Origin of the sequence: Bacillus sp. FSL K6-3431 (assembly GCF_038002605.1) — a bacterium.
GTDB lineage: Bacteria > Bacillota > Bacilli > Bacillales > Bacillaceae_C > Lederbergia.
Genome location: NZ_JBBOCT010000001.1, coordinates 1,180,158 through 1,193,813, shown reverse-complemented (window position 1 = coordinate 1,193,813; position 13,656 = coordinate 1,180,158). Strand labels below are relative to the sequence as shown.

Annotated in this window: 12 protein-coding genes; all 12 read left to right on the top strand. The window is 37.9% G+C overall.

Features of this window, described 5'->3' with window-relative positions:
- The first annotated feature begins 4 nt into the window (after positions 1–4).
- Positions 5–127: a hypothetical protein gene (locus tag MHB53_RS06045; RefSeq protein WP_340916288.1), complete on the top strand. Its 123-nt coding sequence runs from the start codon at positions 5–7 to the stop codon at positions 125–127.
- Entirely contained in the window at positions 120–2,168 is a 2,049-nt protein-coding gene (gene recG, locus MHB53_RS06040; protein ID WP_340916287.1) for an ATP-dependent DNA helicase RecG, read from the top strand. The genes MHB53_RS06045 and recG overlap by 8 nt, the downstream gene beginning before the upstream one ends.
- 99 nt (positions 2,169–2,267) lie before the next feature.
- On the top strand, positions 2,268–2,852 hold the full coding sequence (fapR, locus tag MHB53_RS06035; RefSeq protein WP_340916286.1) for a transcription factor FapR: 585 nt from the start codon (positions 2,268–2,270) through the stop codon (positions 2,850–2,852).
- Positions 2,849–3,856 (top strand): phosphate acyltransferase PlsX, encoded by a 1,008-nt coding sequence (gene plsX, locus MHB53_RS06030; protein WP_340916285.1) that lies wholly within the window; start codon positions 2,849–2,851, stop codon positions 3,854–3,856. The genes fapR and plsX overlap by 4 nt, the downstream gene beginning before the upstream one ends.
- Positions 3,857–4,804: an ACP S-malonyltransferase gene (gene fabD / locus MHB53_RS06025; RefSeq protein ID WP_340916284.1), complete on the top strand. Its 948-nt coding sequence runs from the start codon at positions 3,857–3,859 to the stop codon at positions 4,802–4,804.
- The gene (gene fabG / locus MHB53_RS06020) at positions 4,801–5,544 is read left to right on the top strand and encodes a 3-oxoacyl-[acyl-carrier-protein] reductase (protein WP_340916282.1); all 744 of its coding nucleotides are present in this window, start codon (positions 4,801–4,803) and stop codon (positions 5,542–5,544) included. The genes fabD and fabG overlap by 4 nt, the downstream gene beginning before the upstream one ends.
- 145 nt (positions 5,545–5,689) lie before the next feature.
- Positions 5,690–5,923, top strand: coding sequence for an acyl carrier protein (locus MHB53_RS06015; RefSeq protein WP_340916280.1), 234 nt, complete (start codon positions 5,690–5,692; stop codon positions 5,921–5,923).
- A gap of 414 nt (positions 5,924–6,337) precedes the next feature.
- Positions 6,338–7,075, top strand: a complete 738-nt coding sequence (gene rnc / locus MHB53_RS06010) for a ribonuclease III (RefSeq protein WP_340916279.1) — start codon at positions 6,338–6,340, stop codon at positions 7,073–7,075.
- 36 nt (positions 7,076–7,111) lie between these two features.
- The gene (smc, locus tag MHB53_RS06005; RefSeq protein ID WP_340916277.1) at positions 7,112–10,681 is read left to right on the top strand and encodes a chromosome segregation protein SMC; all 3,570 of its coding nucleotides are present in this window, start codon (positions 7,112–7,114) and stop codon (positions 10,679–10,681) included.
- Positions 10,682–10,711: 30 nt separating this feature from the next.
- Positions 10,712–11,701 (top strand): signal recognition particle-docking protein FtsY, encoded by a 990-nt coding sequence (ftsY, locus tag MHB53_RS06000; protein WP_340916275.1) that lies wholly within the window; start codon positions 10,712–10,714, stop codon positions 11,699–11,701.
- 205 nt (positions 11,702–11,906) lie between these two features.
- Entirely contained in the window at positions 11,907–12,239 is a 333-nt protein-coding gene (locus MHB53_RS05995; protein ID WP_340916273.1) for a putative DNA-binding protein, read from the top strand.
- Positions 12,240–12,250: 11 nt separating this feature from the next.
- Positions 12,251–13,597, top strand: a complete 1,347-nt coding sequence (gene ffh / locus MHB53_RS05990) for a signal recognition particle protein (protein WP_340916271.1) — start codon at positions 12,251–12,253, stop codon at positions 13,595–13,597.
- Positions 13,598–13,656 lie beyond the last annotated feature (59 nt).

Sequence of the window (13,656 nt, the reverse complement as noted above, 5' to 3'; positions counted from 1 at the left end):
CTTGATGAAATACATAAATGAACAAATATCAACTTCATTAAATGGAACAGGTAAAGGGGGATTGGCTGCAATTGGTCCAATGTTAAAAGCTATGATTTTTGGGATTGCGCCAGCGAATTGTGAATAAAAATATACTTGATCCCGTTTCTGTACTAAAAGGCATCGGCGTTGAAACAGCGGCTACGTTATCTGATATGGGTATTTCCACGATTGCTGATTTGCTGAATCATCTTCCATTTAGGTATGAAGATGTAAGTTTGCGTGACTTGGCAGAAGTGGCACATGATGAAAAAATAACGATTGAAGGAATTGTCCACAGTGAGCCTTCTATCATGTATTTTGGTAGGAAAAAAAACAGAATTATCATCCATCTACTCGTAGATCCTTATTTAATAAAAGTAACTTTCTTTAACCGTCCATATTTAAAAGGAAAGTTAAATCCACAAGATGTAATTACCGTGTCTGGTAAATGGGATAAGCATCGTCAAACAATTACTGGTCAAGATTTACAGTTGGGACCTCACTCACAAATAACAGAATTTGAACCAGTCTATCCAACGAAAGGAAATGTAGGTGTGAAAGCTTTGCGCCGTTATATCACCCAAGCATTTCATGAATATGGAGAATATATCGAAGAAACATTACCCAAAGTGTTGAGAGATAAATATAAATTATCAAATAAAAAACCAGCTTTGCATGCAATGCATTTCCCACATTCCCAGGATGAGATGAAGCAAGCACGTAGAAGATTTGTATACGAAGAATTTCTCTATTTTCAATTAAAAATGCAAACCTTTCGAAAAATAGAGCGAGAGCAATCAAAAGGAATGGAACAAAATTATAATCTAGAGATGTTAAAAAAATTCATTGCTACACTTCCTTTTACATTAACAAATGCGCAAAAGAAAGTTGTAAATGAAATATGTGCCGATTTAAAATCTCCGTATAAAATGAATCGACTTCTCCAAGGTGATGTTGGATCAGGAAAGACTGCTGTTGCAGCTATTGCATTATATGCTAGTGTAACGGCGGGCTATCAAGGAGCATTAATGGTTCCTACGGAGATTCTTGCCGAACAACATGCGACATCACTAAGAGATCTTTTAGAACCTGTAGGAGTATCTACGGCCTTATTAACAAGCTCAATAAAAGGAAAAAAAAGGCGTGTTATTTTAGAAGATTTACAGAGTGGCAAAATTGATATAATGATTGGGACTCATGCATTGATCCAAGAAGAGGTGAATTTTGCCCGACTGGGTTTAGTAATAACAGATGAGCAACATCGCTTTGGTGTAGAGCAGCGTCGAGTACTTCGTGAAAAAGGAGAAAGTCCTGACGTTTTGTTTATGACAGCAACACCAATTCCACGGACGCTTGCCATTACAGTGTTTGGAGAAATGGATGTTTCCGTAATAGATGAAATGCCATTAGGTAGAAAAGAAATCGAAACATATTGGGCGAAGCATAATATGCTTGATAGAATACTGAAGTTTGTTGAAGCAGAGTTGTTAAAAGGTCATCAAGCATATGTTATTTGTCCTTTGATAGAGGAATCTGAGAAAATCGATGTTCAAAATGCTATTGATGTTTTTGACATGCTCTCTAATCATTTTCAAGGGAAATTTAATATTGGGCTCATGCATGGTCGGCTATCTTCTGCTGAGAAAGAAGAAGTAATGAAAGCATATAGTGAAAATCAAGTTCAACTGCTAGTGTCAACAACCGTTGTTGAAGTAGGAGTAAATGTACCGAATGCAACTGTTATGGTCATCTATGATGCAGAGAGATTTGGCCTATCACAGCTCCATCAATTACGCGGGAGGGTAGGAAGGGGGAAGGAGCAATCCTATTGTATATTACTTGCTGATCCTAAATCAGAAGTTGGGAAAGAAAGAATGAAGATCATGACGGAGACGAACGATGGATTTGTCTTGAGTGAACGGGATTTAGAATTACGTGGTCCTGGTGACTTTTTTGGAAAAAAACAAAGTGGACTACCGGATTTCAAAGTAGCTGATATGGTCCATGATTATAGGGCTTTAGAAACAGCGCGGAATGACGCGGCCCATTTACTTGAGCAGAAAGAATTTTGGGAAGCTGAAGATTTTTTACCATTAAGGACATACCTAGAGGAATCAGGCGTTTTATCGGGAGAAAAACTGGATTAATATAACAAGAGAGAAACGTATTTTTGTTGCGTTTTTCTTTTTTGTTTTATATACTACTATTAATACCTAGTCATAATATCTTGAATGGTGTTGATAAATATGAGGCCTTCAAAGAAAGAGAGACAAAAGTTACTGCGCAAAACGATAGAGGAAAATCCGTTTATTACAGATGAAGAATTGGCGGAACTATTTTCGGTCAGCGTACAAACGATCCGACTTGATCGGATGGAACTTGCTATTCCTGAACTAAGAGAAAGAATCAAAACAGTAGCGGTAAAACATGTAGAAGATGAAGTGAAGTCCCTACCTATTAACGAAGTAATTGGCGAAATTATTGATATACAACTTGATCAAACCGCTATTTCAATTTTTGATGTAAAACAAGAGCATGTGTTTATTAGAAATTCTATTGCACGTGGACATCATTTGTTTGCTCAAGCGAATTCACTTGCAGTAGCTGTAATCAATGATGAGCTAGCGCTTACAGCGAAAGTGAATATCCAATTTATTCGTCCAGTAAAAACGGGTGAAAGAGTAGTGGCAAAAGCAAAAGTGAAAAAACAACTCATTGTTCAAGATCGAACGATTGTGGATGTTCAAAGTTTTGTAGACCAAGAGCTTGTTTTTAAAGGTGAATTTGAAATGTATCGATCTAGTCAAAACATAGAAGGTGAATTTGAATGAAAATTGCAATTGATGCAATGGGTGGAGATCATGCGCCGAAAGAAATTGTTTATGGTATTATGCAAGCTGCTCGTGATTTTACAGATACGGCGTTTGTTTTGTATGGTGATGAAGCTGAAATCAATAAATATTTAACTAAAACGGATCAAATAACGGTTATACATACTGAAGAAAAAATTGAAGCTGATGATGAACCAGTTAGAGCAGTACGCAGAAAAAAAACAGCATCAATGGTTATGATGGCCCAGTCAGTTAATGATGGAGAGACGAATGCGTGCATCTCTGCTGGAAATACTGGAGCGCTCATGGCTGCGGGTTTATTTGTCGTTGGAAGGATTAAAGGGATTGAAAGACCGGCACTGGCACCGACTTTACCCACTTTGGATGGTCGAGGGTTTGTTATGCTTGATTTAGGGGCAAATGCGGATGCAAAGCCAGAGCATATACTACAAAATGCTATTATGGGAAATATATATGCAGAGAAAGTTAGGGCGATTAAAAAGCCGAAAGTAGCACTTTTAAATATTGGAACAGAAGCGAATAAGGGAAATGAATTAACGAAAAAAGCTTATGACCTATTGGACAAAGCAGACTTTCAATTTATTGGAAATATAGAAGCACGTGATTTACTAGAGGGACATGCAGATGTGGTTGTTACAGACGGATTTACTGGTAATATTGTTTTAAAAGCAATTGAGGGAACAGCATCTGCTATTTTTTCTATGCTAAAAGGGACATTAACTAGTAGTTTGAAAAATAAAATTGCTGCTGGCTTAATTAAATCAGATCTAGTACAACTTAAAGAAAAATTAGATTATACTGAATATGGTGGCGCATGTCTGTTTGGGCTAGATGCACCAGTAATTAAAGCGCATGGCTCATCAAATGCGAATGCTATTTATCATGCTGTTCGACAAGCACGGGAAATGGTCATTCATGATGTATCTGGGAAAATCAGTAGTGCTGTTACAGAAAATAATAGGGCGAATAATGGGGTGGATTGAATGGGAAAAATTGCTTTTGTTTTTCCAGGGCAAGGGTCACAAAAAGTAGGAATGGGACGAGCTATTGCCGAAGCGGATGAAGATGCGATGGCGATTTTTAATGAGGCAGATAATCGACTGGAACAACCACTTTCTGCTTTGATCTTTGAAGGAACGCAGGAGGAATTGACGAAAACAACAAATGCACAGCCGGCATTATTAACTACTGGCGTTGCACTTTTACAGTGTTTACAAGCAGCAGGAATTAAACCTGATTACACAGCAGGACATAGTCTTGGAGAATATACAGCACTTGTGGCTAGTGGTGTGATGCAGTTTTCTGATGCAGTTTACGCTGTTAGGAAACGTGGAGAATTGATGGAGGAGGCTGTTCCTAATGGTGAAGGAACAATGGCGGCTGTACTTGGATTCGATCGTGAGCGTCTGTTAGAAGTTACAGAAAGCATTACGAATGATGGTCATTCAGTTCAGTTAGCTAATTTAAATTGTCCCGGGCAAATTGTTATTTCAGGAACAGTATCTGGTGTTGAACTAGCAAGCGCTAAGGCAAAAGAACAAGGTGCAAAACGAGTATTGCCATTACAAGTAAGTGGACCATTTCATTCCGAATTAATGAAGCCAGCAGCGGAAAAATTTGCAGCAGTATTATCAGGAATTGAAATGAATGATGCAAAAATACCTGTTATTGCAAATGTCACTGCTGGACCGCTACATGCGAGTGAAGATATTGAAGGAAAGTTGATAGAACAACTATATTCTCCAGTACTTTGGGAAGATTCTATTGAAAAAATGGTTGAACTTGGTGTCGACACATTTATAGAAATTGGCCCGGGAAAAGTATTATCTGGACTAATTAAAAAGATAAATCGGGATGTTACAACTTTATCAGTTCAGGATCCTGAAAGCTGTCGACAAGCGATTGAAGCGTTAGAGGAGGATAAATCATGAGAGTCGAAGGGAAATCAGCACTCGTAACGGGTGCATCAAGAGGAATTGGTAGGGAAATTGCGATTGCTCTTGCAAAAGAAGGAGCAAATGTACTTGTCAATTATTCTGGCAGTGAAGCGAAAGCAAAAGAAGTGGTCGACGAGATTATTGCTTTGGGTCGGAAAGCGATCGCATATCAATGTAATGTTGCTAACAGCGAAGATGTAAAAGGAATGGTGAAGGAAACAATTAATCAATTTGGTAGTTTGGATATACTAGTGAATAACGCTGGAATTACACGAGATAACTTATTGATGAGGATGAAAGAAGATGAGTGGGATGATGTCATCAACACAAATCTCAAAGGCGTATTCTTATGTACGAAAGCCGTATCTAGACAAATGATGAAACAGAGATCCGGTCGAATCATTAATATCGCTTCAATTGTAGGAGTAATCGGGAACCCTGGTCAAGCAAATTATGTTGCAGCTAAAGCTGGAGTCATAGGTCTAACCAAAACAGCTGCAAAAGAACTCGCAACTAGAGGTATTACAGTCAATGCAGTTGCTCCCGGATTTATCACTACCGATATGACTGACAAATTGGATGAAGAAGTCAAAACAGCAATGCTAAAACAAATCCCGCTGGGCAAATTTGGCGATCCGCAAGACATCGCAAAAGTGGTATCATTTCTCGCATCTGAGGATGGAAACTATCTAACTGGACAAACGATCCATGTAGATGGTGGTATGTTCATGTAGAGACAGATGTAATGTCTCGCAGACTCACTGCCACACAATCCTGCGAACAGTTTGTACGTCGATGAACAGGAGCTTACGCTTTTCTTTACTATTTGTTTTACTTTTTGTTATTTTCATTTATAATACTTGGAGGGAGGTGAATCGGATGGCAGATACAATTGAACGTGTAACACAAATTATTGTTGACCGACTTGGTGTGGAAGAGTCTAAAGTAACATTGGAAGCTTCTTTTAAAGATGATTTAGGTGCAGACTCATTAGACGTAGTGGAGCTTGTTATGGAATTGGAAGATGAGTTTGATTTAGAAATTTCCGATGATGACGCTGAGAAAATTGCAACAGTTGGCGACGTTGTAAATTACATAAAAGAGAAAAACTAGTCGTTGGTATAGAGATCATGTCCCGTTGGTAATCGACGGGACTTTTCTACGTTTTTTTTATAGAACGTATAAAATTTGTCCTAGTAATGCGTGTTCAAAAAGGTGCCAAATTAGAAACAAGAAGTTCGGACTTGCACACGAAGTCCTGACCTCAGTGTGCGCACAGGACGTACTAGCACATGGTGTGCTGACTTCAGTTGTTGCTCACAGGACGTGAGTGGACTTAACAAAGTTCTATTCCATGTAAAAGTACCTAATTGTTAACGAAGAATTTCACTATTTAACATTTGGTGACTTTTTGAACATCCTCTAGTACAATTTTGCACTTTATGAAATGACGTCTAGCCTCTTGAGGTCACAAGCCTAAACCTATGCTTTTTATTTACAAATAACCATTTCAAGGGTGGATTGCACATGAGAAAAAATAATCGTGATCGAAAAATAAGTAATAAAATAGCTAATCAATTAAAAGAATTTCAAACAAAGATTGGGATTGAATTTCAAAACGAGCAGTTATTAATGAAGGCTTTTACACATTCATCCTATGTGAATGAGCATCGAAAAAAACCACATGAAGACAATGAGCGGCTAGAATTTTTAGGAGATGCGGTGTTAGAATTAACCGTTTCACAATATTTATTTTTGAAATATCCGCTAATGAGTGAAGGAGAGTTGACCAAACTTAGAGCAGCTATTGTTTGTGAACCCTCACTCGTCATGTTTGCTAATGAATTGGAATTTGGTGAAACAGTTTTACTTGGAAAAGGCGAGGAAATGACGGGTGGACGTACTCGACCTGCGTTGTTGGCAGATGCATTCGAAGCGTTTATCGGCGCTTTGTATTTAGATCAAGGATTGGAAACAACGACCGCCTTTCTAGAAAAAACAGTTTATCCAAAAGTAGATACAGGTGCTTTTTCTCATGTGATGGATTTTAAAAGCCAATTGCAAGAAAATATTCAAAGAGATGGTATTGGTGCATTAGAGTATAAGATCCTCAAAGAAGAGGGGCCAGCCCATAGTCGTATATTTGTCTCACAAGTAATTTTAAATAATGAAGTGCTTGGCGAAGGCTCAGGAAAGTCTAAGAAAGAAGCAGAACAACACGCCGCGCAGATGGCACTAGGAAAGAAAAAAGCGACACAAAATTAAATGATGTGATAGAAAAATGAGAAAGGAGGGAGACCTTTGTTTTTAAAACAGTTAGATATAATAGGTTTCAAATCATTTGCGGAAAAAACGAATGTGGAATTTGTTCCGGGTGTAACGGCTGTTGTAGGGCCTAACGGCAGTGGGAAAAGTAATATAACGGATGCAATTCGTTGGGTGTTAGGTGAACAATCGGCAAAATCACTTCGGGGCGGAAAAATGGAAGATGTCATATTTGCTGGAAGTGATTCGCGGAAACGTCTTAATTTTGCTGAGGTTACTTTAACGTTAAATAATGAAGATGGCGCCTTGCCGATAGAATACAATGAGGTGAGTATTACTAGAAGAGTTTTTAGAACTGGTGATAGTGAATACCTTCTCAATAAACAGCAATGCAGATTAAAAGATATCGTTGATTTGTTTATGGATTCAGGTCTAGGGAAAGAGGCATTTTCAATTATTAGTCAGGGAAAAGTAGAAGAAATACTCAATAGTAAAGCAGAGGATCGGCGAACTATTTTTGAAGAAGCTGCAGGAGTGTTGAAATATAAATCAAGAAAAAAGCAAGCTGAAGCAAAACTGCTAGAAACATCAGATAATTTAGATCGGGTCAATGATATCCTTAGTGAATTAGAGGTTCAAATAGAACCACTTAAAATCCAAGCGTCGATTGCTAAAGATTATTTGGACAAGAAAAATGAACTTGAGACACATGAAGTTGCTCTTACCGTGCATGAGATAGATTCACTACATAAAAACTGGGAGCAATCCAAAGGTGAAGCTAAAGCACTTGAACAATCAGATCGGGACATGGCTAATCGTATTCTATCAACGGAATTTCAGCTTGAGAAAGATCGAAGTAAACTAGTGGAAATCGATGGAACGATGAATAGTTTACAAACCATATTGCTAACAGCAACGAAGGACTTGGAGCAACTTGAAGGTCGAAGAGAAGTTTTAAAAGAAAGAAAGAAAAATGCAACCCAAAACACGGCACAGCTTCAAAAAAATATAGATGATGCAACAATTAAATGGAATGACTACGAACAAAAGTATCTAAGAATGGAAAAAGAAGTAGCAGTGAAAAAAACGGCGCTTCAAGAATTAAAAGAAATCTTAAATACTAAAAGGCAACAGCTGAAATTATTGGATGGCACAATTGATGAAACGATTGAAAGCTTAAAAAGTGATTATATTGATGTTCTTAATGAACAAGCTTCATCCAATAATGAACTCCAATATTTAGAGCAGCAGTTAAAGCAATTGCAAGTAAGAAATAATCGACTAGACGTTGAAAATGAAAAACATATTGTGGGCCGCCAAGATGTAACGACAGAGTTGAAGGAAAAAAAATTAGAGCTCGAACAATTAGGCGATAAATTAGCTAAATTACTTGACGAATTTAAATTAAGGGAACAAAAGATATTATCTTTGAAAAAACAATATACTGAGCAAGAATTACTTTACAACCAAGCTCAACAATATATGCAAAAAGCTGAATCACGAAAAGAATCATTAGAGGAAATGGAAGAAGAGTATATTGGATTTTTTCAAGGAGTACGGGAATTACTCAAAGCAAGAGAAGACGCATTGCCTGGTATTGAAGGGGCTGTTGCAGAGCTAATCCAGGTGAAAAAACAATATGAACTAGCGATTGAAACCGCGTTGGGTGGTTCGATGCAACATATAGTTGTGAAAATGGAAGAAGATGCTCGGAAGGCAATCGCATTTTTGAAAAAGAACCGGTATGGCAGAGCTACCTTCCTACCGCTTAATATTATAAAAGAGAAGAAAATGTATGCTGGTCAAGAAGAAATGCTGCGTTCACACAAGGCGTTTATTGGTATTGCTGCTGACCTTGTGACATGTAAGCCGGAACATGCGACGGTTATTAAAAATATACTAGGAACAGTTGTTGTTGCTAATGATTTAGCCGGGGCTAATACATTGGCAAAATTGCTCCAGTATCGGTATCGAATTGTTACGCTCGAAGGTGATGTAGTAAACCCTGGTGGATCTATGACAGGTGGCACTACAAAACAAAAAGCCAGTTCATTATTAAGTAGGAAAAGTGAATTGGAAGAGTTGTCTAATAAAATAACAATGATGGCTGAAAAAACAGCCGCATTAGGCGAACAATTTTCCGATACGAAAAAAACATTGATTTCTGAAGAAATGAATTTGGACGAAACGAGACGAAATGGTGAACTTCTACGTATGCAATGCAATGAGCTTGAGTCGCATATTGTCCAAATAAATTTAAATAAAAAGAATGTAGATGATCGTTTAAAATTATATGATCTGGAGAAATTGGAATTAAATACAGAAAACAGCGAAATATTCACACGTATTCAGCAATTAAAAGTACGTGTGAATCATTGTGATGACCAAATTAAGGTATTGAACCGAAAAATCGAAGACCTGACTAACCAAAGAAATCATGAAAGAATGTCGAAAGAGTCATTAACAACAGACATTAGTGAGATCACGGCTAAATATGCGGTTACGAAAGAACAACTTTCAGTGAGTGAAGCTTCCCTAGAGTCTATTACACATGAAAAGGCAGAAATAGCTGTTAGAAAAAAATCATTGATAGAAGATTTAGATTGGCTAGAAAATGAAATGTCAGGTCATTTTAATAGTGAAGAGGTACTTGTAGAACAGGCTACTCTTAAAAAAAATGAAAAAGAAGAAGCGAGCAAAAAGATCTCTTTAACACAGGATGAAAGAGTAGATCTCCAATCTGTTATTGCGATGAAAGAACATGAATTAAAGGACTTGAAGCTTCAATATAAAGGGATAAACAATATGTTGAAAGATGCTGAAGTGAAAATCAATCGCCTTGATGTTGAATTAGAAAATCGACTTCAGAAATTAAGTGAAGAATATAGTTTGTCTTATGAAGGGGCCAAAAGTAAATATTCTATGCTTCATTCAGAGGATGAGACAAGGCAAAAGGTCAAATTAATTAAACTAGAAATAGCCGAACTTGGAACTGTCAATATCGGTGCTATCGAGGAATATGAACGCGTTTATGAAAGATACCACTTTTTAGCTGAGCAACAAGCGGATTTATCTGAAGCTAAGAAAACACTTTTTCAAATCATGGATGAAATGGATAATGAAATGAAAAGTCGGTTTAATACGACATTCCAGGCCATTCAGGCCCAATTCGAAGGCGTATTTAAAGCGTTATTTGGCGGGGGGAAAGCTGAATTAACATTAACGAATCCAGATGATTTACTACACACTGGCGTTGATATTATTGCGCAGCCGCCAGGGAAAAAGCTGCAAAACTTAAGTTTGCTTTCTGGAGGGGAACGTTCGCTAACAGCTATAGCATTGCTATTTTCTATATTAAAAATTAGGCCAGTTCCATTTTGTGTGCTTGATGAAGTGGAAGCTGCCTTAGATGAAGCGAATGTATATCGTTTTAGTCAATATTTGAACAGATTTAGTAAAGAAACGCAATTTATCGTGATTACTCATAGGCAAGGAACGATGCAAGGGGCTGACGTTTTATACGGAGTAACAATGCAAGAATCTGGCGTATCCAAACTTGTCTCTGTTAAATTAGAAAGCAGCAAAGAAATTGCAGCAATACACTGATAGAGCATGTTCAAAAAGGGGGAATAATAGTTGAGCTTTTTTAAAAAGTTAAAAGAGAAATTCACTTCTTCGACCGATTCGGTTTCTGGAAAGTTTAAAGACGGGTTAGAAAAGACTAGAAATAACTTTTCTGAGAAAGTAAATGATTTGGTATCGCGATATCGTAAAGTTGATGAAGACTTTTTCGAAGAATTGGAAGAAATTCTTATTCAAGCTGATGTAGGATTCGAAACAGTCATGCACCTTGTGGAAGAACTGAAGATGGAAGTTAAAAAGCAAAATATTAAAAATCCAGAAGACGTAACATCAGTCATTTCGGAAAAACTTGTAGAAATATACGAGGCTGGAGAACAAAGTAGCACGCTCTTGAATCTACAGACGGATGCATTAACAGTCATACTATTTGTCGGTGTAAATGGAGTCGGTAAAACAACAACGATCGGAAAACTTGCTTATAAGTTTAAGGAAGAAGGAAAAAAGGTCGTTCTAGCAGCAGGAGATACCTTTCGCGCAGGTGCGATAGAACAATTGGAAGTTTGGGGAGACAGAGTAGGCGTGGATGTAATTAAGCAAGCGGAAGGCTCAGATCCAGCGGCTGTCATGTATGATGCAGTGCAAGCTGCACAAGCAAGGAAAGCAGATATTTTATTATGTGATACTGCTGGTCGATTGCAAAATAAAGTGAATTTAATGAAAGAGCTCGAAAAAGTAAAAAGAGTTATAGAACGCGAAGTTCCAGGCGCGCCACATGAAGTTTTACTGGTACTTGATGCAACTACAGGTCAAAATGCATTAATCCAAGCAAAAACGTTTAAAGAGGCAACGGATGTCAGTGGAATAGTGCTTTCTAAACTAGATGGAACAGCAAAAGGTGGGATTGTATTAGCTATTCGTAATGAATTGCATATTCCGGTGAAATTTGTCGGGCTTGGAGAAAAAATGGATGACTTACAAGCATTTGATCCAGAAAAATATGTTTATGGATTATTTGCAAATTCTATTGAAGAAGCAAACGAATAGTCTTGCATGATGCCGGTCTATCGGTGTTGCGTCAAGGGGGCGGCAATACAAAGGCGTTGGCATAGGTCGTGGTATTTTAAGCTGGTGTTCCTTCGCGTCTATCTTAGCTGAGGTTCCTTCCTAAAGATGCTTGACAACATGTTTTTAGCAGTGTATCATCTGAGTTGTAAAGGATTTTAACTTAACAAGGTGGGGGTTAAATACTATGCTTGAAAAGACAACACGTATGAACTATTTATACGACTTTTACCATGCGTTGTTGACTCAGAAGCAACAAAGTTATATGGCCCTTTATTATTTAGAAGATTACTCACTCGGTGAAATTGCGGAGCAATATGAAATAAGCCGTCAAGCGGTTTATGATAATATTAAACGCACAGAAGCTATGCTTGAGGAGTATGAAAAAAAATTGCTGTTATTTCAAAAATTTCAAGAGCGAAAGTATATTATAACTCAAATGAAATCTAGTTTAGCTGAAGATACCCTAGGTGAGGCTACATTAAATGAATATTTGAGTGCACTTGAGAAATTGGATTAGGGGGCGGCATTATGGCATTTGAAGGATTGGCCGACCGATTACAGGCAACGATGCAAAAGATTAAAGGCAAAGGGAAGGTTACTGAAGCTGATGTCAAAGCAATGATGCGAGAAGTCAGACTTGCATTGCTCGAAGCCGATGTAAACTTCAAAGTAGTTAAACAATTCGTTAATAAAGTTAGTGAGAGAGCAGTCGGGCAAGATGTAATGAAAAGTCTGACACCAGGACAACAAGTAATCAAAGTTGTTAAAGAAGAACTTACAGAGCTCATGGGTGGAGAACAAAGTCAAATAGTGACAGCAAAGCGCCCGCCTACGGTTATTCTGATGACAGGTTTACAAGGTGCAGGAAAAACGACGACAACTGGGAAACTCGCAAATTTACTTCGAAAAAAATATAATAAAAAACCTTTGCTAGTTGCTGCTGATATATATCGACCAGCAGCGATTAAACAGCTTGAAACACTTGGCAAACAACTCGATATGCCAGTGTTTTCTATGGGGGATAAAGTTAGTCCTGTAGAGATAGCGCGTCAGGCTATTGAAAAAGCTAAGGAAGAACATCATGATTATGTTTTGATTGATACAGCAGGCCGACTCCATATTGATAATGTATTAATGGATGAGCTGAAAGAAATCAAAGAAGTCGCTACACCTGATGAAATTTTTCTTGTCGTTGATGCTATGACTGGTCAAGATGCAGTCAATGTAGCCCAGAACTTTAATGATCAGCTAGAAATCAGTGGAGTTATTTTGACCAAGCTTGATGGTGATACTAGGGGTGGTGCCGCTTTATCTATCCGCTCAGTAACAGAGAAACCAATTAAGTTTGTTGGAATGGGTGAAAAATTAGATGCTTTAGAACCATTCCACCCTGAACGAATGGCATCAAGAATTCTTGGTATGGGCGATATGTTGACGCTGATAGAGAAAGCGCAGACCTCTGTCGATGAAGAAAAAGCTAAAGAGCTGGAACAGAAGTTTCGGACAGCGTCATTTACGCTTGATGATTTCCTTGACCAACTAGGACAAGTGAAAAACATGGGGCCACTTGATGAACTAATTAAAATGATGCCCGGTGCTAATAAAATAAAAGGGATGGATAATCTTCAAGTCGATGAAAAACAAATCGGACATGTTGAAGCCATTATTCGTTCTATGACTATTAAAGAAAAAGAGCATCCTGAGGTCATTAATTCTGGCAGACGTCGAAGAATTGCCAAAGGAAGCGGAACATCTGTACAAGAAGTGAACCGTCTTTTAAAGCAGTTTGAAGAAATGAAAAAGATGATGAAGCAAATGACAGGTATGCAGCAAAAAGGTAAGAAAAAAGGTGGATTTAAGCTACCTTTTATGTAAGGAACATCGGCTAAAAGCGCCACGTCCTGTGGTAACGCCGATGGACTCGCATCGTGTGA